The sequence below is a fragment of the Xanthomonas sp. NCPPB 2933 genome, from assembly GCF_056725225.1.
The window spans coordinates 3,691,921-3,714,125 of record NZ_CM161518.1; the positions used below are offsets into that span (position 1 = coordinate 3,691,921).

Consider the following 22,205-nt stretch of genomic DNA (forward strand, 5'->3'; position numbering starts at 1 on the left):
TCCCCCACACCGAGGTTTCCCCCATGTCTGCACTTCCCTATCGCCGCATTCTTCTCAAACTTTCCGGGGAGGCGCTGATGGGAGACGGGGATTACGGCATCGACCCCAAAGTCATCAATCGCCTCGCCCATGAAGTGATCGAAGCGCAGCAGGCCGGCGCGCAGGTCGCACTGGTGATCGGCGGCGGCAACATCTTCCGCGGCGCAGGTCTGGCCGCCAGCGGCATGGACCGCGTCACCGGCGACCACATGGGCATGCTGGCCACCGTGATCAACGCACTGGCCATGCAGGACGCGCTGGAAAAGCTCGGCGCCAAGGTGCGCGTGATGAGCGCGATCAAGATCAACGACGTGTGCGAAGACTTCATCCGCCGGCGCGCGATCCGTCATCTGGAAAAGGGCCGCATCGCGATCTTCGCCGCCGGCACCGGCAACCCGTTCTTCACCACCGACTCGGGCGCGGCGCTGCGCGCGATCGAGATCGGCGCCGACCTGCTGCTCAAGGCAACCAAGGTCGACGGCGTCTACGACAAGGACCCGAAGAAGCACACCGATGCGGTGCGTTACGACACCCTGACCTACGACCAGGTCATCATGCAGGGCCTGGAAGTGATGGACACCGCCGCCTTCGCCCTGGCACGCGACAGCGACCTGCCGCTGCGCATCTTCGGCATGAGCGAGCCCGGCGTGCTGCTGCGCATCCTGCACGGCGAGCAGATCGGCACGCTGGTTCAGGGCCGGAGCTGAGGTTGGGAATCGGGATTGGGGAATCGCAAAAGCGCCGTTCCAGCAACTGCGCTGATACCTGACCGATAGCGCCGCCGGGCTGAAGCGGCGCCGCAAGTGAACCGGCTGCGCAGGACCCTGCCAGCCGGCAAGTCTCAAAACGCAGTCCCGGCTATAATCCCCGGATTCAGTTCCACACGGATTCCGGCGATGCTCAACCAGATCAAACAAGACGCGCTCACGCGCATGACCAAGAGCATCGATGCTCTGCGCCATTCCCTGACCACCGTGCGTACCGGCCGCGCCTCTCCGGCGCTGCTGGACAACATCAAGGTCAAGGCATACGGCACCGACACCCCCTTGAATCAGGTTGCCAGCATCAGCGTCTCCGAAGGCCGCTCGCTGGTCATCAGCCTGTTCGACAAGGGCATGATCAAGGACGTCGAAAAAGCGATCTATGCCTCGGATCTGGGCCTGACCCCGACCGTGGTCGGCACCGTGATCCGTCTGAACCTGCCGCCGCTGACCGAGGAGCGCCGCAAGGAGCTCAGCAAGTCCGTGCATGGCGAAGGCGAAGACAGCAAGGTGGCCATCCGCAACATCCGGCGCGATGCCAACCAGCAGGTCAAGGATCTGCTCAAGGACAAGGCAGTCACCGAAGACGAGGCGCGCAGCGCCGAAGACGACATCCAGAAGCTGACCGACAAGGCCATCAAGGACGTGGATGAGGTCGTCAAGGGCAAGGAACAGGAACTGATGACGGTCTGATCGTGGCATCGCCTGCCATGCATGCAGAACCCTCCGCTGCCGCCGTGCCGCGCCACATCGCCATCATCATGGATGGCAATGGGCGTTGGGCGCAGCGTCGGCGCCGTCCGCGCATGATCGGCCATCGCGCGGGCGCGCGCGCGGTCAATCGCACCATCGACTTCTGCCTGGAAAAAGGCGTTTCGGCGCTGACCCTGTTCGCGTTCTCCAGTGAAAACTGGGGCCGCCCGCAGGAGGAAGTCGATGCCTTGATGAAGTTGTTCCTGCATGCGCTTGATCGCGAGGTCGACGAACTGCAGCGGCGTGGCGTGCAAGTGCGTTTCATCGGCGACCGCAGCCGCTTTGCCGCGCCGTTGCGCGAGCGCATGGCCGGCGCCGAGCGCATCACCGCCGCCAACTCGCGGCTGGTGCTGAGCATCGCTGCCAGCTACGGCGGCCGCCAGGACATCGCGCTGGCCGCACGTGCACTGGCCGAAGAAGTGGCTGCCGGCCGTCTGCAGCCGCAGCAGATCGACGAAGCCCTGCTGGCCAGCCGGATCGCATTGGCCGACCTACCGGCGCCGGATCTGTTCATCCGCACCGGTGGCGACACCCGCATCAGCAATTTCCTGTTGTGGCAGCTGGCCTATACCGAACTGTGGTTCACCGAAACCCTGTGGCCGGAGTTCGATGCCGCGGTGCTGCAGCAGGCGCTGGACGACTATGCCGGGCGCGAACGTCGCTTCGGACTGACCAGCGCCCAGATTGCCGACAAGGCGACAGAGACCCCCTCCGCATGACCAGGACCCGCGTGATTGCCGCGTTGATCATGGCGCCGCTCGCCATCTGCGCGATCGTGCTGCTGCCGACCCAATGGCTGGCAGCGCTGGCGGCGATCCTGTTCCTGACCGGCCTGTGGGAGTGGCTCAAGCTGTCCGGCATCGACGACAGCCTGCCGCGCACCGTGCTGCTGATGCTCAATCTGCTGCTGATGGTGCTGATGGTGTGGGCGTCGGCCGGCTCCATGGTGCTGTTCCAGATTGCCGCGTTGGTGGGTGTCGCCTGGTGGCTGCTGGCCTTGCTCTGGCTGCGCTTTTTCACCTTTGGCGCCGACCACGGCAACGGCCAGGCGCGTGCGCTCAAGCTGGCCGCCGGCACGTTGGCGGTGCTGCCTGCCTGGGCCGCGCTGGTGCTGCTGCATGCCAATCCGGACAAGGGCAACCTGTGGTTGCTGACCGCGCTGACCATGGTGTGGGCGGCCGATTCGGGCGCGTATTTCGCCGGTCGCGCGTTCGGCAAGCACAAGCTGGCGCCGCGGGTCAGCCCGAACAAGACCATCGAAGGCCTGCTCGGCGGCATGCTTGCCGGCATCGTGGTCGCCTGTGCATTCGGCTGGCTGGCCGGTCTGACCCTGGCGCATGTGCCGCAGCTGATTCTGGTCTCTGCCATTGCGGTGCTGGCCTCGGTGCTGGGCGACCTGTTCGAGAGCCTGCTCAAGCGCCACGCCGGCGCCAAGGATTCGGGCGCGGTGATTCCGGGCCACGGCGGCGTGCTGGATCGCATCGATGGCGTGCTCGCCGCCCTGCCGGTGTTCGCACTCGGCAAGGAAATTCTCGGATTCTAGGCATGGCTGGCTCCTCTCTCCGTCAGGTCGCCGTGTTCGGCGCCACCGGCTCGATCGGTGCGTCGGCATTGGATGTGATCGCCCGTCACCCCGAGCGGCTGCGCGCCAGCGTGCTGTCGGCCGGTAACAAGGTCGAGGCATTGCTGGCGCTATGCGCCGCGCATCGACCCGCGCATGCGGTGATTGCCGACCACTCCATGTACCCGGCGCTGCGCGATGGCTTGCGTGCGGCCGGCCTGGCCACGCAGGCGCATGCCGGTAGCGAGGCGCTGGATGCACTGGCCGGCAGCGATGCCTGCGACACCGTGGTGGCCGCCATCGTGGGCGCCGCCGGCCTGCCTTCGACCCTTGCCGCCGCACGCGCCGGCAAGCGCCTGCTGCTGGCCAACAAGGAATCGCTGGTGCTTGCCGGCGAGCTGCTGACCCGCACCGCGGCGGCGGCGGGCGCGGAGATCATCCCGATCGACAGCGAGCACAGCGCCATCTTCCAGTGCCTGCGCTCCTGCGACGCCAGCCGTGGCGTGCGTCGGGTGATCCTGACCGCCTCCGGCGGGCCATTCCGCGGCTGGGAGCGCGCCGCGCTGAGCGCGGTCACCCCGGCGCAAGCGGTCGCGCACCCCAAATGGTCGATGGGCCCGAAGATTTCGGTGGATTCGGCGACCCTGATGAACAAAGGCCTGGAGGTCATCGAGGCGCATCATCTGTTCGGCCTGCCCGGCGCGCAGATCGATGTACTGGTGCACCCGCAAAGCCTAGTGCATTCGCTGGTCGAATTCGTCGACGGCTCCACCCTGGCCCAGCTGGGCCTGCCGGACATGCGCACCACCCTGGCAGTCGGCCTGGCGTGGCCGGAGCGGGTCGAATCGGGCGTTGCCGGGCTGGACCTGCTGACCCAGGGGCGACTGGATTTCGAGGCACCGGACACCGCCGCATTTCCGTGTCTGCGGCTGGCCTGGGAGGCACTGGAGGCCGGTGGAACCGCGCCAGCGATCCTGAACGCGGCCAACGAAGTGGCTGTTTCAGCCTTTCTTCAGGGCAAAGTGGGTTTCCTAGCGATCCCTGCGTTGGTCGAACACACACTGACAACGCTCCCACGGCACAATGCCGACACCCTCGACACCCTTCTTTCTGCCGATGCCCAAGCCCGGCAGATCACTGAACGCGCCCTCGCCCATCATTCCTTTCATGCCTGATCGATCCACGCAGCCGAGTTGCATCCATGGGTGATTTCATCGGTTCGGTCTGGTGGATGATCGTCAGCCTGGGCGTGTTGGTGACGTTTCACGAATTCGGGCACTTCTGGGTCGCGCGCCGCTGCGGCGTCAAGGTGCTGCGCTTTTCGGTGGGTTTCGGCAAGCCGTTGTGGATGCGCCGCGACCGCCACGGCACCGAGTTTGCGATCGCCGCGATTCCGTTGGGCGGCTACGTCAAGATGCTCGACGAGCGCGAAGGCGAGGTGCATCCGGCCGAGCAGGATGAGGCCTTCAATCGCAAGACGGTGTGGCAACGCATCGCGATTGTCGCGGCCGGCCCGATCGCCAACCTGTTGCTGTGCATGGCGATGCTGTGGGCGATGTTCGTGGTCGGCAAGCAGGATTATTCGGCCACCGTCGGCCGTGCCGATGGCCTGGCCGCCGAAGCCGGGCTGACGCCTGGCGAGCGCATCGTGCGGATCGACGACCGCAACGTGAGCAGCTGGAGCGATGCGAGCATGCAGCTCACCACCGCAGCGATGGACAGGCGCGATATCCGCGTGCTGACCGCCGCCGAGGGCGCCGGCAACAGCGAGCACACCCTGCGCCTGTCGCAGCTGCCGGCCGGTTTCGACGAGCGCCGCGTGGCCGCGCTGGCCGGTATCGGCTGGCAGTTCATGCTGCAGCCGCCGGTGGTGGGTCAGGTGGTCGCCGGCTCTGCGGCAGAGGGCCTGCTCAAGCCGGGCGACCGCATTGTCGCCATCGATGGCCAGCCGATCCGCTCGGCCGACGAGATTCCTGCCCAGCTGCAGACGCTGGGCGCGCAGGGCGGGAACGGCATGATCGAGGTCGCACGCGGGGAAGACCGGCTGGCGCTGGAAATTGCCCCGCGCAAATCGCCGCAAGGACAGTGGATGCTGGGCGTGGGGTTTGCCCCCGCACCAGCCCCGGCCTACGACAGCCGCCAGCAGTACGGCCTGTTCGCCGCCGTCCCTGCCGCCATCCGCGAAACCGGCAAGATGACCGCCGATTCGCTGGGCATGATGAAGCGCATGCTGACCGGCCAGGCCTCGGTGAAAAACATCTCCGGCCCGGTCACAATTGCGCGCGCCGCCAATGCCTCGGCCGAACGCGGGCTCGACTGGTTCCTGTATTTCCTGGGATTGCTGTCGCTCAGCCTGGCGATCATCAACCTGATGCCCATCCCGATCTTGGACGGTGGGCATCTGCTGTATTACCTTATCGAGTTGATCAAGGGCAGCCCGATCAGCGAACGGGCCATGATTGCCGGGCAATATGTCGGCCTGGCGCTCCTGGCAGGGCTGATGGGACTGGCGTTCTACAACGACATCCTCGGCCTGCTTCCACGATGAAACCGCTCCACCCTTTCCGCCTGTTGTCGTCGTCATACGTCGGCATCCAGCAACACCCGAAATCGACTCCAACCGGATGTGACATGACGCGTCTTCCCACTCGCCGCCTGCTTGCCCTCGCTCTTGCCGCCGGCCTCAGCCTGCCAGCCCTCGCCCTGGCGGCCGAGCCGTTCGTTGCCAGCGACATCCGCGTCGACGGCCTGCAGCGCATTGCCTCCGGCACCGTGTTCACCTATCTGCCGGTGAATCGCGGCGACACCGTGGACGATGGCAAGGTTGCCGACTCGATCCGCGCGCTGTACCGCACCGGCTTCTTCGAAGACGTGCAGCTGGATCGCCAGGGCAACATCCTGGTGATCACGGTCAAGGAGCGCCCGGCGATCAACAAGCTCACCGTGACCGGCAACAAGGACATCAAGTCCGAAGAGCTGCTCAAGGGCCTGGGCGATATCGGCCTGACCGAAGGCGGCACCTTCGACCGGCTGAGCCTGGACCGCGTGACCCAGGAACTGACCCGCCAGTACAACAACCGCGGCAAGTACAACGTCGAGATCACCCCGACGGTGAGCCCGCTGGATCGCAACCGCGTGGACGTGGCCATCGCGATCAAGGAAGGCAAGGCGGCCAAGATCCGCCACGTCAACCTGATCGGCACCGAGAAGTTCGCCAACGAGGACATCCTGGAAAACTGGGAATCCAAGGAGCACAACTGGGCCTCGTGGTATCGCCGCGACGACCAGTACTCCAAGGAAAAGATGTCCGGCGACCTGGAGAAGCTCAACTCCTGGTACCTGGACCGCGGCTATGTGGATTTCAGCATCGACTCCACCCAGGTGGCGATCAGCCCCGACAAGCGCGACATGTTCGTCAGCGCCGGCGTCACCGAGGGAGAGCAGTACAAGATTTCCGAGATCAAGGTCACCGGCGACACCGTGTTGCCGCAGGCCGACATCGAGCGGCTGGTCATTCCCAAGGCCGGCGACATCTTCTCGCGCGCGTTGCTGGAATACACCTCCGATGCGATCACCAACACGCTGAGCAACGTCGGTTACGCGTTCGCCAAGGTCAACCCGATCCCGACGCCGAACCGCGAGGACCGCACCGTTGCGGTGAACCTGCAGGTGGTGCCGGGTCCGCGCGTGACCGTGCGCCGCATCCTGTACAAGGGCAACAGCCGTACCTCCGACGAAGTGTTGCGCCGCGAAATGCGCCAGTTCGAAAACACCTGGTACTCGCAGGCGGCGATCGACCGTTCCAAGATCCGTCTGCAGCGCCTGGGCTACTTCGAGAGCGTGGACGTGGAAACGCCGGCCGTGCCGGGTAGCAACGACCAGGTCGACGTGGTCTACAACGTCAAGGAAACCACCTCCGGCAGCTTCGTGTTCGGCCTGGGCTACTCGCAGAGCTTCGGTGTGACCACCTCGGTGCAGTTGTCGCAGAACAACTTCCTGGGCGGCGGTAACCGCGTGGCGGTAGAAGCCTCGCGCAGCACCTTCCAGCAGCGTTACGCGTTCTCCTACACCAACCCGTTCTTTACCGACGACGGCGTGTCGCTGGGCTACAACCTGTCCTGGCGCGCACTCGACTACTCGGACTTCAACACCGCGCAGTTCAACAGCAAGAATGGCTCGGCGCAGGTGGTGTTCGGCGTGCCGATCACCGAGAACGATACCGTCTCGGCAATGGTCGGCATCGACAGCAATCAGATCACCACCTTCCCGGGCACGACGCCGCGGGCAATCATCGATTACATCGATGCGATCGGCACCCGTACCTTCCACGCCTGGCGTACCGAGCTGGGCTGGGCGCGCGATACCCGCAACGACTTCTTCATGCCAACCCGCGGCATGTACCAGCGCGTGGGTCTGGAAACCACCCTGCCCGGCTCCACGGTCGAGTACTACAAGCTCAATTATCAGATCTCCAACTACTGGCCGATCATTCCGGCGATCGTGTTGAACACGCGCTTCGAACTGGGCTATGGCGACAGCTACGGCAACGACAGCACGCGTGTGGTGACCGATGGCAATGGCGTGTCACGCACCATCACCGCCACCGGCCTGCCGTTCTACGAGAACTTCTACGCCGGCGGCACCAACTCGGTGCGCGGCTTCGAAGACAACACCCTGGGCCCGCGTTCGGAAACCATCAACGGATTCAATCGCGGCCAGCCGCTCGGTGGCTCGTTCAAGACCGTGGGCTCGGTGGAAATGTATTTCCCCAAGCTGTTCGACAGCCCGTCGGCGCGCGTGTCGGCATTCTTCGACTTCGGTAACGTGTACAGCGGCGTGGACAACTTCAAGGCCAATGAACTGCGCGCGTCCACCGGCGTGGCGTTGCTGTGGCGCGCACCGGTCGGCCCCATCTCGATCAGCTACGCGTTCCCGCTGAAGAAGGAAGACAACGACGAGATCGAACGTCTGCAGTTCACCTTCGGCGGCCAGTTCTAAGAGCTGCAGGCAAAACAATGGCGGCCCGAACTTCGGGCCGCCATTGTTTGTTTGACTGCTTCCTGTCTGAAACCCGGACTTAGAAGTAGGTGTTCCAGACGTTGCCCAGGCAGGTGGCAGTGGCGCCCCAATCGGACGAGTCCACGCACTGGACCTGCTGGTCCCAGAAGCCCTGAGCGTTGGCGCGCTGTTCTGCGAAGTCGTCGGCCGAGGCACTGGCAACCGCGCCCAGCAGGATCACGCTTCCGAAAATGGAGAGGACAGTTTTCATATGCTTTTCCTGGGTTCGCCGCACAGTTGCGGCCCAGCCAGAGATACGCCCGACTGTTTGGCAAACATTTGGCAACGTTTTTTTTCCGTAAAACCAGCCACTTACTGTTTACGCGAGGTTCACCCTGATGCGCTTGACCGCCAGTGCGATTGCCGAACAATTTGGGTTGACCGTCGTTGGCGACGGCACCACCGAAGTCACCGGTGTCGCCACCCTGGCGCATGCCGGCGCGGGGCAGCTGAGCTTCCTGTCCAACCCACGCTATCGGCCGCAGCTGGCTGACACTCAGGCAGCCATCGTTGTCCTGCGTGCCGAGGATGCGCAAGCCGCACGCGGCACCGCGTTGGTCGCCAAGGATCCCTATACCGCGTTCGCCAAGATCGCCGCCTTGTTCGATGTGGCGCCGGTGCGCGAACCAGGCATTCATCCGTTGGCGGTGATCGACCCCACCGCTCAGGTCTCCCCAAGCGCGCATGTCGGCCCGTTCGTCAGCATCGGCGCGCGCAGCCGCGTGGGCGATGGCTGCGTGATCGGCACCGGCAGCATCATCGGCGAAGACTGCGTGGTGGATGTCGGCAGCGAACTGATCGCCCGCGTCACCCTGGTGACCCGGGTGCGCCTGGGCAAGCGGGTGCGCATTCACCCTGGCGCAGTGATCGGCGCCGACGGTTTCGGCCTGGCGATGGATGCCGGCCACTGGATCAAGGTGCCGCAACTGGGCGGTGTGGTGATCGGCGACGATTGCGAGATTGGCGCCAACACCTGCATCGACCGCGGCGCGCTGGAAGACACCGTGCTGGAAGAAGACGTGCGCGTGGATAACCTGGTGCAGATTGCGCACAACTGCCATATCGGTGCGCATAGCGCGATCGCCGGCTGCACCGGCATTGCCGGCAGCGCCAAGATCGGCCGTTATTGCCTGCTTGGCGGGCATGTCGGCGTGGTCGGCCACCTGGAGATCTGCGACAAGGTCGTGATCACCGGCAAATCGGTGGTGCGCAATTCCATCCATGAGCCGGGCGAGTATTCGTCCGGCACCCCTCTCACCGACAATCGCACGTGGCGCAAGAATGCCGCGCGCTTCAAACAACTCGATGTGCTGGCAAGGCGCATTCTGGCTGTGGGCAAGGAGAAAGAATGAGTTACCCCACGTATGAGCTGCCGATCGACGTCAGTCAGATCCAGACGCTGCTCCCGCACCGTTACCCGTTTCTGCTGGTCGACCGGGTCCTCGAACTCGATCTGGAAACCAAGTGGATCGTTGCGCAGAAGAACGTCACCATCAACGAGCCGTTCTTTCAGGGCCACTTCCCGAACCGACCGGTGATGCCTGGCGTGCTGATCATCGAGGCGCTGGCGCAGGTCGGTGGCGTGATGACCCAACTCGGTTTGGGCCGCGATGCGTTGTCGCAGTTGTTCTACATGGTCAAGGTCGACAACGCCCGCTTCAACAAGCAGGTGATCCCGGGCGATGTGTTGATCATGGAGGTGAAGATGAAGCGCCTGATCCGTAACGTGGGATGCTTCTACGGCGAGGCCAAGGTCGATGGCGAAGTGGTGGCCAGTGCCGAGGTGATGTGCGCCGGCGCCAGGTAATAACCCGCTTTCGGAGTAAGACACGATGCGTGATTCGACACCTTTGATTCATCCCACGGCGGTCATCGATCCCTCGGCAACGCTGGCCGACGACGTCCGCGTCGGCGCGTTTTCGCTGATCGGCGCCGATGTGGAGATCGGCGCGGGCACCGAGGTCGGGCCGCATTGCTCGATCCATGGCCCGACCCGGATCGGCCGCAATAACCGCTTCATCGGCCACGCGGCGATCGGCGGTGAGCCGCAGGACAAGAAATACGCCGGCGAGCGCACCGAACTGGTGATCGGCGACGGCAATGTGATCCGCGAATTCGTCACCATCAATCGCGGCACCGGCGGCGGTGGCGGCATCACCGTGGTCGGCGACGACAACTGGATGCTGGCCTACACGCACGTGGCGCACGACTGCCATGTGGGCAATCACTGCGTGTTTTCCAACAACACCACGCTGGCCGGCCACGTCACCGTCGGCGACTACGTGATCATCAGCGGCTTTGCCGGCGCGCATCAGTTCTGCCGGATCGGCGCGCACGCCTTCCTGGGCATGGGCGCGCTGACCAACGGCGACGTGCCGCCGTTCACCATGGTCGGCAGCGAATCGCTAGGCCGCCCACGCGGCATCAACAGCGAAGGGCTCAAGCGCCGCGGCTTCGATGCCGAGCGCATCACCGCGATCAAGCGCGCCTACCGCACGTTGTACGTCGCCGGCCTGCCGCTGAGCGAGGCCAAACTGCAGCTGGCCGAACAGGCCAAGAGCAGCGAGGACGTGCGCGGGTTGCTGGAGTTCATCGAAGCGGCGGAAAGGCCGTTATTGCGATGACGGGAATCGGGAATCGGGAGTCGGGAATCGATGCAGGCGCGCACGACGACGCGTCTGTCGTCGGCCACCCGACGGCACTGCCGATTCCCCATTCCCCACTCCCGATTCCCAGCGCGCGCGAGCGCGCTCCACGCATCGCGCTGATCGCCGGCGAAGCCTCCGGCGACATCCTGGGTGCCGGGTTGATCGATGAATTGCGCCGCCGCTATCCGACTGCCGAGTTCGTCGGCATCGGTGGCGATGCGATGCGTGGCGCTGGCTGCCAGACCTGGTTCGATGCCAGCGAGCTGGCGGTGATGGGCCTGACCGAAGTGCTGCAGCATCTGCCGCGGCTGTTGAAGCTGCGCCGCGCCTTCCGCGAGCGTGTGCTGGCCTGGAAGCCGGATGTGTTCATCGGTATCGACGCGCCCGACTTCAATCTTTCGGTCGAGCGCTGGCTCAAGCAGCGTGGCGTGCGTACCGTGCATTACGTCAGTCCCTCGGTGTGGGCATGGCGCGAGAAGCGTGCGGAAAAGATCGGTGCCAGCGCCGACCTGGTGCTGTGCCTGTTTCCGATGGAGCCGCCGATCTACGCCCGGCACGGCATCGATGCGCGGTTTGTCGGCCACCCGATGGCCGACGATATCGCCTACCAGGCCGATCGCGCGGCCGCGCGCGCCAAGCTGGGCCTGTCTGCCTCCAGCACCGTGCTGGCGGTGTTGCCAGGTAGCCGGCATGGCGAAATCAGCAAGCTCGGCGATACGTTTTTCCAGGCCGCCTGGCTGGTGTCCGAACATCTGCCCAACCTGCATGTGCTGGTACCGGCGGCCAACCCTGGCTGCAAGCAATTGCTGGCCGAACAGCTGTCCCACTCGTCGCTGCCGGTGCTGCGCTCGCACCTGCTCGACGGCCAGGCACGCACCGCGATGCTGGCTGCCGACGTGGTGTTGCTGGCCTCCGGCACCGCCACCCTGGAGGCGATGCTGGTCAAGCGCCCGATGGTGGTCGGCTACAAGGTCGCCCCGCTCACCTACCGCATCGTCAAGACGCTGGGGCTGCTCAAGGTCAACCGCTATGCGCTGCCCAACATCCTGGCCAACGACGATCTGGCGCCCGAGCTGATGCAGGACGACTGCACCCCGGAGCGCCTGTGCGTGGCCCTGCTGGACTGGTTCAAGCACCCGGAGAAAGTCGCCGCGCTGCAGCCGCGGTATCTGGCCCTGCACGCAGAACTACGCCGCGATGCATCGGCGCGCGCGGCCGATGCGGTGGCCGGGCTGCTGGAAGGAAGGGATTCGGGAGTGGGCATTCGGGATTCGTCAGGAGCAAAGGCATGAAAATCCTGGCTCCGCGTGCACAAGCCGATAGCGCCAGCACCGAGGCGCGCCAGCCGCCCTTGTTCGGCCAATCCCCAATCCCGAATGCCGAATCCCGGCGCTGGGTCGCCGGCGTGGACGAAGCCGGTCGCGGCCCGCTCGCCGGGCCGGTGGCGGTGGCTGCGGTGGTGTTCGACCCGAGCAAGCCGCGCATCAACGGGCTGGATGATTCCAAGCAACTGAGTGCGCAGCGGCGCGAGCAGTTGTACGCGCGCATCGTCGAGCGGGCGCTGGCCTGGTCGGTGGTGCTGATCGACAGCGAGGAGATCGACCGCATCAACATCTATCAGGCGACCATGCTGGGCATGCGCCGCGCGGTGGAAGGGGTGGCGCATGTGGCCGGGTTCGCACGTATCGACGGCAACCGCGTGCCCAAAGGGCTGCCCTGCCCGGCCGAGGCCTTGATCGGTGGCGATGCGCTCGATCGCGCCATCATGGCGGCCTCGATCGTGGCCAAGGTCACCCGCGACCGTTTGATGCATGAGTTGCACGCGCAGCATCCCGAATACCGCTTCGACCAGCACAAGGGCTACGCCACCCCGGTGCATCTGGCCGCATTGCAGACCCACGGGCCCTGCCCGCAGCATCGCCGCAGCTTCGCGCCGGTGCGGCGTGCGCTGGGGATCGAGACCACCGCCCCGTCGAACTGGGACGTGCCCTGCGTGGCCCCGGCCGATGGCCTGCTGCTGGCCGACTGACTGATCGCAGTCCAGGGGACCTGGCCCGATATCGGTGCCATCCATCCGCGCACATGCGGCCCGCTTCGGCCGTGGCTTCGCGCAGCGAGCGTTGCGCTCGCGCAGCCCCGCACGCACCCCGATCCGCGCAATCGCCATCGCTGCCCTCCACGCAGCTAGCCAAACCCTGAATCGGCTGCACCGGCCAGCCCCCGTGGCGTCTGGCCGCGGCACCCTGCCTGCGCTGTCAAGCCTTGTTCGGCCCGGCCACGGTCGCTACCCTGACCGCGCATTATTCCGGTCTCGCATGTCCACTTCCCGCTTCGTCCATCTGCACGTCCACACCGAGTTCTCGCTGGCGGATTCCACCATCCGTGTGCCCGAGAAACCGGATCAGGCTGACCCGAAAAAAGCCAAGCAGGCCAACCTGCTGAGCCGCGCGGTCGAGCTCGACATGCCCGCGCTGGCGGTCACCGACCTCAACAACCTGTTCGCGCTGGTCAAGTTCTACAAGGCGGCCGAAGGCGTGGGCATCAAGCCGATTGCCGGCGCCGACGTGATGATCGCCACGCCGGACATGACGCCCTGGCGCATGACCCTGCTGTGCCGCGACCGCGAAGGGTACTTGAGCCTGTCGCGCCTGCTCACCCGCGCCTGGATGGAAGGCCACCGCCCTGAAGGCGGCGTGGCCATCCATCCCGAATGGCTGCAGAGCGGCCACGCCAACCTGTTCGCCCTGGCCGGCCGCGACAGCCTGGCCGGGCGCCTGTTTGGCGAAGGCCGCGCCGATCTGGCCGAGCAGCAACTGGCCGACTGGCAACGCGTGTTCGGCGATGGCTTGCATCTGGAGCTCACCCGCACCGGGCGCGAGGGCGAAGAACGCTTCAACCAGTTCGCCCTGCATGCAGCCGGCGTGCGTGGCCTGCCGGTGGTGGCCAGCAACGATGTGCGCTTTCTGTATGCCAGCGACTTCAATGCGCACGAAGCGCGCGTGTGCATTTCGTCCGGCCGCGTGCTGGACGACCCCAAGCGCCCGCGCGAATACAGCGACCAGCAGTACCTGAAGTCTGCCGACGAGATGGCCGCGCTGTTTGCCGACGTGCCCGACGCGATCGACAACACCCATGCGCTGGCGCAACGCTGCAATATCGAGATGCGCCTGGGGACCTACTTCCTGCCCGCCTATCCGGTGCCGGAAGACGAGACGCTGGACAGCTGGATCCGCAGCCAGGCGCGCGACGGTCTGGCCGCACGCCTGGAAAAAAGCCCGATCGCACCCGGCAAGACCCGCCAGGATTACGTGGACCGGCTCGAATTCGAGCTGGACACCATCATCAAGATGGGCTTCCCCGGCTACTTCCTGATCGTGGCCGACTTCATCCAGTGGGGCAAGAACCAGGGCATTCCGATCGGCCCGGGCCGCGGTTCCGGCGCCGGCTCGCTGGTGGCCTGGGCGCTGCAGATCACCGATCTGGATCCGCTACCGTACAACCTGCTGTTCGAGCGCTTCTTGAATCCAGAGCGCGTGTCGATGCCCGACTTCGACATCGACTTCTGCATGGATCGCCGCGACGAGGTGATCGACTACGTGGCGCGCAAGTACGGGCGCGAGCGGGTCAGCCAGATCATCACCTACGGCACCATGGCGGCCAAGGCAGTGGTGCGCGACGCCGGGCGCGTGCTCGGCTTCACCTATGGTCTGGTCGACAGCGTTGCCAAGCTGATCCCCAACATCCTGGGCATCACGCTCAAGGATGCGATGGGCGAAGGCAAGGATTCGGAGATGGCCTCGCCGGACCTGATCCAGCGCTATCAGGTCGAAGACGACGTGCGCGACCTGATGGACCTGGCGCGCCAGCTCGAGGACCTCACCCGCAACGCCGGCAAGCACGCCGGCGGCGTGGTGATCGCGCCCGAGCCGCTCTCCGAATTCTGCCCGCTGTTCGCCGAACACGACGAGGGCGGGCGCGGCAAGAATCAGGTCACCCAGTTCGACAAGGACGACGTCGAAGCGGTCGGCCTGGTCAAGTTCGACTTCCTCGGCCTGCGCACGCTGACCATCATCGATTGGGCGGTCAAGGCGATCAACGTGCGCCACGCGCGCGCCGGCATCGACCCGGTCGACATCACCACGCTTCCGCTCGACGACGTGCCCACCTACAAGGGCGTGTTCGCCTCGGGCAATACCGGTGCGGTGTTCCAGTTCGAATCCTCGGGCATGCGCCGCCTGCTCAAGGACGCGCGCCCGGACCGTTTCGAAGACCTGATCGCGCTGGTGTCGCTGTACCGCCCCGGCCCGATGGACCTGATCCCGGACTTCAACGCTCGCAAGCACGGCCAGCAGGAGATCATCTACCCGGATCCGCGCACCGAGGCCATCCTCAAGGACACCTACGGGATCATGGTGTACCAGGAGCAGGTGATGCAGATGGCGCAGATCGTCGGCGATTATTCGCTGGGCGGCGCCGACCTGCTGCGCCGCGCGATGGGCAAGAAAGTGCCGGCCGAAATGGCCAAGCACCGCGAGATCTTCCGCGAGGGCGCCGCCAAGGGCGGCGTGAGCGCGCATAAGGCCGACGAAATCTTCGACCTGATGGAGAAGTTCGCCGGCTACGGCTTCAACAAGTCGCACGCCGCCGCGTACGCGCTGGTCAGTTACCAGACCGCCTGGCTGAAACGGCATTACCCGGCCGAGTTCATGGCCGCCACGCTGTCCTCGGACATGGACAACACCGACAAGGTGGTCGGCTTTCTCGATGAAGTGCGCAACCTCGGCCTGACCGTCAAGCCGCCGCGCGTCAACGAGTCGGCTTACATGTTCGAAGCCGCCACCCCGGACACGATTCAATACGGCCTGGGCGCGATCAAGGGCGTCGGCCAGGGCGCGTGCGAGGCGATCATCGAAGAACGCCAGCGCGGCGGTCCTTACACCACGCTGCTGGATTTCTGCACGCGTGTGGGCACTGCAAAGCTCAACCGGCGCACGCTGGAAGCGATGGTCAATGCCGGCGCGATGGACGGCCTGGGCAAGAACCGCGCCTCGCTGATGCTGCAGCTGCCGGAGGTGATGAAAGCCACCGAGCAGATGGCGCGCGAGCGCGCCTCGGGGCAGAACTCGCTGTTCGGGGGCGCAGATGCGAGTGCGCCTGCGCTGCGTTTGGACCTACCGGAAAGCAAGGAATGGCCGCTGGGCCAGTTGCTCACCGGCGAGCGCGAAACGCTGGGCTTTTATCTCAGCGGCCACCCGTTCGACCCGCACCGCGACGAAGTCCGCGAACTGGTCGGCTGCGATCTGGGGGCGCTGGAAAAGATCCTCGCTTCGCAACAACGTGGCGGCGGTGGGGGCGGCGGCGATGGCGAAAAACGTGCCTGGCGCCCGGAAGTCAGTGCCATTCTCGCCGGCCTGGTGGTCGGCGTGCGCCGCAAGGGCGACAGCCAGGTGTTCGTGCAACTGGAAGACGGCCGTGGCCGAGTCGAGTGCAGCGCGTTCTCCGATGCGATGGCCGAGTTCGGGCATCTGCTCACCCGCGACCGCATCCTGATCGTCAAGGGCGGCCTGCGCGAGGACGAATTCAACGGCGGCTACAGCCTGCGCATCCGCCAGTGTTGGGATTACGAGCAGATCTGCGCCGACCACGCGCAACGGCTGTCGCTGCGCCTGGACCTGCGCGAAAAACAGGCCTGGAAGCGCATCGACGCCTTGCTGGCCAAGCACCGCCCCGGCAAGACGCCGCTGCGCCTGGACCTGCTGCTACGCGCCCAAAGCGGCGGCGTCGCCGGCATGCTCGACCTCAACGGCAGCCACTCGGTCCGCATCGACCAGCACCTGATGGACAGCCTGCGCGCCGACCCGGCAGTGCGCACCTTGAAGATCAAGTACAGCCCACCGTGGGCGTGAGGGGCCGGGATTGGGCAGTCGGGATTGGGGATTCGTAAGAGCCGCGCGGCGACTCCGGCATCGCGTGGACCGCTGCTACGAATCCCGAATCTCCAATCCCCGCCACAAAACCGCACGGCGGCGTACGGGTCGGGCGCACCGCTTCAGCTACACTTCCCGCCTTACGTTGACGACACCACTGCATGAATCCTAACTACCTCGACTTCGAGCAACCCATCGCCGATCTGGAAGCCAAGATCCAGGAACTGCGCAAGGCCAGCACCGGCCCTGCAGTCAACGTGGACACCGAAGTGCGTGCGCTGCGCGACAAGCTGCGCATACGCACCGCGCAGATCTTCCGCGACCTCTCCGCCTGGCAGGTCTCGCAGCTGGCGCGCCACCCGCAGCGCCCGTACACGCTGGACTACATCAACACCATCTGCGACGAATTCCAGGAACTGGCCGGCGACCGCGCCTATTCCGATGACAAGGCGATCGTCGGTGGCCTGGGCCGCATCAATGGCCGCCCGGTGGTGATCATCGGTCACCAGAAAGGCCGCGACACCAAGACCAAGGTTGCGCGCAACTTCGGCATGCCGCGCCCCGAGGGCTACCGCAAGGCGCTGCGCCTGATGAAGCTGGCCGACCGCTTCCGCCTGCCGCTGCTGACCTTCATCGACACCCCGGGTGCCTATCCCGGCATCGGCGCCGAAGAACGCGGGCAGTCCGAAGCGATCGCACGCAACCTGCTGGAAATGGCCGAACTGAAAGTGCCGGTGATCTGCACCGTGATCGGCGAAGGCGGCTCCGGAGGCGCGCTGGCGATCGGCGTGGGCGACCGCACCTTGATGCTGGAATACGGCACCTACTCGGTGATTTCGCCCGAAGGCTGCGCCTCGATCCTGTGGAAGGACGCCGCCAAGGCCAAGGACGCTGCCGAACAGCTCGGCCTCACCGCCAAGCGCCTGAAGGGCCTGGGCCTGGTCGACAAGGTGATCCGCGAACCCACCGGTGGCGCGCACCGCAATCCCGAGCAGATGGGCAAGCGCCTGAAAGCGGTGCTGCTCAACGAGCTGGACGCGCTGGAAAAGATCCCGGTCGACGCCCTGCTGCAGCAGCGTTACGAGCGCCTGCGCAGCTACGGCGCTTACGAAGGCAATTGATCGGCGGTTGACTCACGATGGCGCAGAGCGCGCCATCGCATCGCCAGGCACGCATGGAAAGGATGTCCGCACAATGAGCCCGCTGCTGCTTTTATCGCTGGTGTTACAGGCCGCCTGCTGCGTGCACGTGGTCCGCAGCGGCCGCCCGCTGTACTGGATCTTCATCCTGCTGGTGCTGCCTTTTCTGGCGACGCTGGTCTACATCGTGGTGGCGGTGATTCCGGATCTGCGCAACGACCCGACCGCCCGCCGCGGTTTGCGCAAGGTGCGTCAGCGCATCGATCCGCAACGCGAACAACGCGACGCCTCGCGGCAACTGGATGTGGCCGACACTCCGGAAAACCGCCGTCGGCTCGCGCAGACGCTGCTGGAACAAGGCGATTACACGCGTGCGGCAGAGCTCTACCAGGGCGCGCTGCGTGGCATCTACCGCGACGATCCAGACTTGATGCTGGGCCTGGCCAAGGCGCAGTACGGGCTGGGCCAGGCGGCGGAAACACGCAAGACCCTGGACGCATTGATCACCGCCAATCCCAACTACCGTTCGCACGACGGGCATCTGCTGTATGCACGCGCGGTCGAAGACAGCGGCAGCATCGACGAGGCGCTGCACGAATACGAGACGCTTGCGCAAGGCTATCCGGGCGAAGAAGCACGCGTGCGCTATGCGCAATTGCTGCTGCGCGCTGCGCGCCAGCGGGAGGCCAAGGTCATCTTCGAGCAGGTGCTACGCCATGCGGCCGCCTCGCCCAAGCATTACCAGCGCGAACAACGCGCCTGGATCGACATCGCACGCAAAGGTCTGAGCGAGCTGGGCGTCGACGCGTAATTGCTACCTGACCCAATCACCCTGCGTCGGCCAGCGCCTCGGCTCGGCATACGCCGTCCGTTCGTCAACAGCGCTCAAAACGGCTTGGCGAGCACCAGCCAGATCACGCCGACCAACAAGAACACCGGCACTTCGTTGAACAACCGCAGTGCACGGCCGCTGGGCACGGCGCGCCCCTGGTCCACGCCCTTCAACCAGCGCCCGGACACGATGTAGTGCGCCAGAATCAGCGCCACTGCAAAGAGTTTCGCGTGCATCCAGCCGCCAGCCACCATCGTCGGGAAGTCAGGAATCACCCGATAGCCTTGCCACAACACCGCACCCAGCACCAGCGCCAGACCCAGCATGCTGTGGCCGAACTTGTAGAGGCGCCGCCCCATCAGCACCAGTCGCGTGCGCACTGCGGGTTCGGCGCCGGCTTCGGCGATATTGACCAGGATGCGCGGCAGGTAGAACACCGCTGCCATCCAGGCGATGACGAACAACAGGTGGAAGGTCTTGATCCACAGATACAGGGTCATGGGCTGGCTTCGCTGGCTGGCGTAGGATGGCCCGCATTTTCACCTATCCGCTTGCGCGAAAGCACATCCGTCCATGCATCAGCCCGACGACAAACAGTACGACGCCCACTATTTCAGCCGCTGGTATCGCGATGCAGGGCTAGCCGACCCGGCGCGTCTGCGACGCAAGGTCGCACTCGCGGTGAGCCAGGCCGAGTACTACCTGGAGCGCCCGATCCGCAGCGTGCTGGACATCGGCTGTGGCGAGGCCGCGTGGCGCGCACCGTTGCTGGCGTTGCGGCCAAAGCTCAGTTATCTGGGTTTCGACAGCAGCGCCTATGCGGTGCAGCGCTACGGGCGCAGCCGGCAGATCCACCCTGCCCGCTTCGGCGACTTCGCCTGGCTGCGCCCGTGCGCACCGGTGGATCTGCTGATCTGCTCGGACGTGCTGCATTACGTACCCACGCGTGAGTTCAACCAGGGCCTGCCCGGATTGGCCGAGATGTGCGCAGGCGTGGCGTTTCTGGAGACGTTTGCACAGGAGGATGCCTTCGAGGGCGATCACGATGGTTTTCAGCCGCGTCCGGCGCGCTGGTATCGGCGCCGCTTCGCCAGCGTGGGCTTTGCGGCGCTGGGGTCGCATTGCTGGTTGTCGCCGCAGTTGGGTGGGGAGGCATCGGCACTCGAGCGCGGTTGAGAGTAGTCCGTTGGTTGCTTGAATGACTTACCGCGTGTGACTTTGCCCCGTACCCTCACCCCAACCCCTCTCCCGCAGGAGAGGGGCTTCGATGGTTCTACTATTAACGCGATCTTCCGTAGCGCTAAGCCGTTCGGAAGATCACAAATGGCGGCAGATGAAGCTGCTTACGCTTGCCATATCTCCTATGACAACCTCTACCGTCCGCAGCCCCATTAAGGTGCAAATGCGCCAAAGCGGGTATGCTGCGTGGCAGCAAAGCCGCACGGATGGGTGGAATGCTTTATCAACTGCACGAGCTAACCCGTAATCTGCTCGCCCCCTGGGTGCATCAGGCCCAGGCGAACGCCAAGATGTTCTCCGACCCCGACAGTCTGTGGGCCTCGCTCCCGGGCGCCGAACGCATGGCAGCCAGCAATGAGCTGTTCCACCGCCTCGGCAAGGAATACGAAAAACCCGCCTGGGCGCTCGACGATGTCGAGGTCGACGGCCACTCGCTGCCGATCATCGAACGCGAAGTCCTGAGCAAGCCGTTCTGCCGCCTGCTGCGCTTCAAGCGTTTCAGCGACCATGTCGAGCTGATCGGCACGATGAAGCAACAGCCTGCCGTGCTGGTGGTGGCACCGTTGTCCGGCCACCACGCCACCCTGCTGCGCGACACCGTGCGTACCCTGCTGCGCAACCACAAGGTCTACGTGACCGACTGGGTCGACGCGCGCATGGTGCCGCTGGAAGCCGGCGCGTTCCGGCTCGAGGACTACATCAGCTACATCCAGGAATTCATCCGTCACATCGGCGCCGACCGCCTGCATGTGGTGAGCGTGTGCCAGCCCACCGTGCCGGTGCTCGCGGCGGTATCGCTGATGGCCACCAACGACGAGCCCACGCCGCGCTCGCTGGTGATGATGGGTGGGCCGATCGATGCACGCCGCAGCCCGACCCAGGTCAACAACCTGGCCACCGAGAACGGCATCGAGTGGTTCCAGAACAACCTGATCCACACCGTGCCGTTCCCCTATCCGGGGCATGGCCGGCAGGTATATCCGGGCTTCCTGCAGCATGCCGGCTTCCTGTCGATGAATCCCAACCGGCACGTGATGTCGCACTGGGATTTCTACACCGATCTGGTCAAGGGCGACCTGCAGGATGCGCAGGCGCACCGGCAGTTCTACGACGAATACAACGCCGTGCTCGACATGCCGGCCGAGTATTACCTGGACACGATTCGCGTAGTGTTTCAGGACTTTTTGCTGCCGCAGGGCAAGTGGAAAGTGGATGGTCAGTTGGTGAAGCCGTCGGCGATCCGCAACACCGCGCTGCTCAGCATCGAGGGCGAACTGGACGATATCGCCGGCCTCGGTCAGACCGAAGCGGTGCACGATCTGTGCACCGGCATCGATGCTGCGCATCGCCGTCATCTGGTGGTGGAAGGCGCCGGCCATTACGGCATCTTCAGCGGCCGTCGCTGGCGCGAAGTGGTGTATCCGCAGGTGCGCGAATTCATCGGCCGCTACGACGCAGACCCGGTCGGCAGCCGCGACCCGGCCACAGTCACCCCGATCCGCAAGCGCGGCAAACGCGCTTGATCAGGTGAAAAAAAGCGCCTTGATCGATCTCGATCAAGGCGCTTTTTTTATGGACAGATTCTTGGTTCATGCGAAGACAGAGTAGTGCGTGGTCGATTGGTCGAGCGCGCGGTGCCCTCGCCGCTCGCGGGACACGCCGCAAGTACGTCCATGTAGGCTCGGTGGCGGCATCCATGCCGCCACACGGTCCGCAATCGGCGAGGACACCGCACCAGAAAGTTAGTCGGCTGCTTTGTTGAAAACATGCACACCGACCATCTCCACTGGTCCTTGCCCGCCCACCGTCGCGGGACCTTACGCGGCATGGATGCCGCGTAAGAGCCTACATGGACGTACTTGCGGCGTGTCCCGCGATGGTGGGCGGGCAAGGGCCCTGCAGCCAAGTGGAAGATCAACCGCTCTGCAACTGATCTATCCGCACTCTCCATGCGTTCAAGACAACCGAGATTTCGAGTCGTAGCGTCATTAGATACAGTCACAAGCTAGTTAGTCGAGCGCGCGGTGCCCTCGCCGCTCGCGGGACACGCCGCAAGTACGTCCATGTAGGCTCGGTGGCGGCATCCATGCCGCCACACGGTCCCGCAATCGGCGAGGACACCGCACCAGAAAGTTAGTCGGCTGCTTTGTTGAAAGCCTGCCTCTTGATCTCGTTGCGTTGCGAAGCTGATCGGACGCGCAGTTATCCAGACAGCGCATGTCATGCCTTGCTTGCAACCATGCATACC

Annotated in this window: 19 protein-coding genes and 1 pseudogene; 17 read left to right on the forward strand and 3 right to left on the reverse strand. The window is 65.0% G+C overall.

Annotation, left to right across the window (positions count from 1 at the left end):
• Positions 1–23 precede the first annotated feature (23 nt).
• The 7 genes from pyrH to bamA all read left to right on the forward strand — a co-directional run bounded on the left by pyrH (position 24) and on the right by bamA (position 8,112).
• The gene (gene pyrH / locus AC1PLU_RS15230) at positions 24–746 is read left to right on the forward strand and encodes a UMP kinase (RefSeq protein WP_006452833.1); all 723 of its coding nucleotides are present in this window, start codon (positions 24–26) and stop codon (positions 744–746) included.
• Positions 747–935: 189 nt separating this feature from the next.
• Positions 936–1,493 (forward strand): ribosome recycling factor, encoded by a 558-nt coding sequence (frr, locus tag AC1PLU_RS15235; protein WP_006452832.1) that lies wholly within the window; start codon positions 936–938, stop codon positions 1,491–1,493.
• A gap of 17 nt (positions 1,494–1,510) precedes the next feature.
• Complete coding sequence (uppS, locus tag AC1PLU_RS15240; RefSeq protein WP_481106653.1) at positions 1,511–2,272, forward strand: polyprenyl diphosphate synthase; 762 nt, start codon at positions 1,511–1,513, stop codon at positions 2,270–2,272.
• Entirely contained in the window at positions 2,269–3,096 is an 828-nt protein-coding gene (locus AC1PLU_RS15245; RefSeq protein ID WP_349779039.1) for a phosphatidate cytidylyltransferase, read from the forward strand. Before uppS ends, AC1PLU_RS15245 begins: the two co-directional genes overlap by 4 nt.
• Before the next feature lie 2 nt (positions 3,097–3,098).
• The gene (locus AC1PLU_RS15250) at positions 3,099–4,289 is read left to right on the forward strand and encodes a 1-deoxy-D-xylulose-5-phosphate reductoisomerase (RefSeq protein WP_481106654.1); all 1,191 of its coding nucleotides are present in this window, start codon (positions 3,099–3,101) and stop codon (positions 4,287–4,289) included.
• Between the two features lie 26 nt (positions 4,290–4,315).
• Positions 4,316–5,662, forward strand: coding sequence for an RIP metalloprotease RseP (gene rseP, locus AC1PLU_RS15255; protein WP_481106655.1), 1,347 nt, complete (start codon positions 4,316–4,318; stop codon positions 5,660–5,662).
• Between the two features lie 83 nt (positions 5,663–5,745).
• Entirely contained in the window at positions 5,746–8,112 is a 2,367-nt protein-coding gene (gene bamA / locus AC1PLU_RS15260) for an outer membrane protein assembly factor BamA (protein WP_006452827.1), read from the forward strand.
• Between the two features lie 79 nt (positions 8,113–8,191).
• On the opposite strand, the gene AC1PLU_RS15265 is transcribed toward bamA, so the two are convergent.
• Entirely contained in the window at positions 8,192–8,383 is a 192-nt protein-coding gene (locus AC1PLU_RS15265; protein WP_205391954.1) for a hypothetical protein, read from the reverse strand.
• 127 nt (positions 8,384–8,510) lie between these two features.
• Between AC1PLU_RS15265 and lpxD the strand changes: the two genes are divergently transcribed.
• From lpxD to AC1PLU_RS15305, 8 genes are all read left to right on the forward strand, one after another.
• Positions 8,511–9,524, forward strand: a complete 1,014-nt coding sequence (lpxD, locus tag AC1PLU_RS15270) for a UDP-3-O-(3-hydroxymyristoyl)glucosamine N-acyltransferase (RefSeq protein WP_481106656.1) — start codon at positions 8,511–8,513, stop codon at positions 9,522–9,524.
• The gene (fabZ, locus tag AC1PLU_RS15275; RefSeq protein ID WP_006452824.1) at positions 9,521–9,979 is read left to right on the forward strand and encodes a 3-hydroxyacyl-ACP dehydratase FabZ; all 459 of its coding nucleotides are present in this window, start codon (positions 9,521–9,523) and stop codon (positions 9,977–9,979) included. Before lpxD ends, fabZ begins: the two co-directional genes overlap by 4 nt.
• A gap of 25 nt (positions 9,980–10,004) precedes the next feature.
• The gene (gene lpxA / locus AC1PLU_RS15280) at positions 10,005–10,796 is read left to right on the forward strand and encodes an acyl-ACP--UDP-N-acetylglucosamine O-acyltransferase (RefSeq protein WP_317061877.1); all 792 of its coding nucleotides are present in this window, start codon (positions 10,005–10,007) and stop codon (positions 10,794–10,796) included.
• Positions 10,793–12,112, forward strand: a complete 1,320-nt coding sequence (gene lpxB / locus AC1PLU_RS15285) for a lipid-A-disaccharide synthase (protein WP_430544159.1) — start codon at positions 10,793–10,795, stop codon at positions 12,110–12,112. Before lpxA ends, lpxB begins: the two co-directional genes overlap by 4 nt.
• A complete protein-coding gene (locus AC1PLU_RS15290; protein WP_481106657.1) occupies positions 12,109–12,849 on the forward strand; it encodes a ribonuclease HII in 741 nt (246 codons plus the stop codon). Before lpxB ends, AC1PLU_RS15290 begins: the two co-directional genes overlap by 4 nt.
• 286 nt (positions 12,850–13,135) lie before the next feature.
• Positions 13,136–16,726, forward strand: a complete 3,591-nt coding sequence (dnaE, locus tag AC1PLU_RS15295) for a DNA polymerase III subunit alpha (protein ID WP_481106658.1) — start codon at positions 13,136–13,138, stop codon at positions 16,724–16,726.
• A gap of 182 nt (positions 16,727–16,908) precedes the next feature.
• Positions 16,909–17,868, forward strand: coding sequence for an acetyl-CoA carboxylase carboxyltransferase subunit alpha (locus tag AC1PLU_RS15300; RefSeq protein ID WP_023903424.1), 960 nt, complete (start codon positions 16,909–16,911; stop codon positions 17,866–17,868).
• A gap of 73 nt (positions 17,869–17,941) precedes the next feature.
• Complete coding sequence (locus tag AC1PLU_RS15305; protein WP_481106659.1) at positions 17,942–18,697, forward strand: tetratricopeptide repeat protein; 756 nt, start codon at positions 17,942–17,944, stop codon at positions 18,695–18,697.
• Positions 18,698–18,771: 74 nt separating this feature from the next.
• On the opposite strand, the gene AC1PLU_RS15310 is transcribed toward AC1PLU_RS15305, so the two are convergent.
• Positions 18,772–19,218 carry a CopD family protein gene (locus AC1PLU_RS15310; protein ID WP_023903422.1) on the reverse strand — a complete coding sequence of 149 codons (447 nt, stop codon included), beginning with the start codon at positions 19,216–19,218 and terminating at the stop codon, positions 18,772–18,774.
• Positions 19,219–19,291: 73 nt separating this feature from the next.
• Here AC1PLU_RS15310 and AC1PLU_RS15315 point away from each other — a divergent pair, with 73 nt between their 5' ends.
• Entirely contained in the window at positions 19,292–19,894 is a 603-nt protein-coding gene (locus AC1PLU_RS15315) for a class I SAM-dependent methyltransferase (protein WP_317061872.1), read from the forward strand.
• A gap of 242 nt (positions 19,895–20,136) precedes the next feature.
• Positions 20,137–21,480: a polyhydroxyalkanoate depolymerase gene (locus tag AC1PLU_RS15320; RefSeq protein WP_162498260.1), complete on the forward strand. Its 1,344-nt coding sequence runs from the start codon at positions 20,137–20,139 to the stop codon at positions 21,478–21,480.
• Positions 21,481–21,546: 66 nt separating this feature from the next.
• Here AC1PLU_RS15320 and AC1PLU_RS15325 read toward each other — a convergent pair.
• Positions 21,547–21,774, reverse strand: a pseudogene (locus tag AC1PLU_RS15325) (hypothetical protein); the annotation flags it as partial.
• Positions 21,775–22,205 lie beyond the last annotated feature (431 nt).

Excerpts from the sequence above, each read along its gene's own strand:
- lpxA (WP_317061877.1), top strand. The coding sequence starts at position 10,005 with ATGCGTGATTCGACACCTTTGATTCATCCCACGGCGGTCATCGATCCC.
- uppS (WP_481106653.1), top strand. The coding sequence starts at position 1,511 with ATGCATGCAGAACCCTCCGCTGCCGCCGTGCCGCGCCACATCGCCATC.
- lpxD (WP_481106656.1), top strand. The coding sequence starts at position 8,511 with ATGCGCTTGACCGCCAGTGCGATTGCCGAACAATTTGGGTTGACCGTC.
- frr (WP_006452832.1), top strand. The coding sequence starts at position 936 with ATGCTCAACCAGATCAAACAAGACGCGCTCACGCGCATGACCAAGAGC.
- AC1PLU_RS15320 (WP_162498260.1), top strand. The coding sequence starts at position 20,137 with ATGCTGCGTGGCAGCAAAGCCGCACGGATGGGTGGAATGCTTTATCAA.
- AC1PLU_RS15265 (WP_205391954.1), bottom strand. The coding sequence starts at position 8,383 with ATGAAAACTGTCCTCTCCATTTTCGGAAGCGTGATCCTGCTGGGCGCG.
- rseP (WP_481106655.1), top strand. The coding sequence starts at position 4,316 with ATGGGTGATTTCATCGGTTCGGTCTGGTGGATGATCGTCAGCCTGGGC.
- AC1PLU_RS15250 (WP_481106654.1), top strand. The coding sequence starts at position 3,099 with ATGGCTGGCTCCTCTCTCCGTCAGGTCGCCGTGTTCGGCGCCACCGGC.
- fabZ (WP_006452824.1), top strand. The coding sequence starts at position 9,521 with ATGAGTTACCCCACGTATGAGCTGCCGATCGACGTCAGTCAGATCCAG.
- AC1PLU_RS15300 (WP_023903424.1), top strand. The coding sequence starts at position 16,909 with ATGAATCCTAACTACCTCGACTTCGAGCAACCCATCGCCGATCTGGAA.
- lpxB (WP_430544159.1), top strand. The coding sequence starts at position 10,793 with ATGACGGGAATCGGGAATCGGGAGTCGGGAATCGATGCAGGCGCGCAC.
- AC1PLU_RS15315 (WP_317061872.1), top strand. The coding sequence starts at position 19,292 with ATGCATCAGCCCGACGACAAACAGTACGACGCCCACTATTTCAGCCGC.
- AC1PLU_RS15305 (WP_481106659.1), top strand. The coding sequence starts at position 17,942 with ATGAGCCCGCTGCTGCTTTTATCGCTGGTGTTACAGGCCGCCTGCTGC.
- pyrH (WP_006452833.1), top strand. The coding sequence starts at position 24 with ATGTCTGCACTTCCCTATCGCCGCATTCTTCTCAAACTTTCCGGGGAG.
- AC1PLU_RS15310 (WP_023903422.1), bottom strand. The coding sequence starts at position 19,218 with ATGACCCTGTATCTGTGGATCAAGACCTTCCACCTGTTGTTCGTCATC.
- dnaE (WP_481106658.1), top strand. The coding sequence starts at position 13,136 with ATGTCCACTTCCCGCTTCGTCCATCTGCACGTCCACACCGAGTTCTCG.
- bamA (WP_006452827.1), top strand. The coding sequence starts at position 5,746 with ATGACGCGTCTTCCCACTCGCCGCCTGCTTGCCCTCGCTCTTGCCGCC.
- AC1PLU_RS15245 (WP_349779039.1), top strand. The coding sequence starts at position 2,269 with ATGACCAGGACCCGCGTGATTGCCGCGTTGATCATGGCGCCGCTCGCC.
- AC1PLU_RS15290 (WP_481106657.1), top strand. The coding sequence starts at position 12,109 with ATGAAAATCCTGGCTCCGCGTGCACAAGCCGATAGCGCCAGCACCGAG.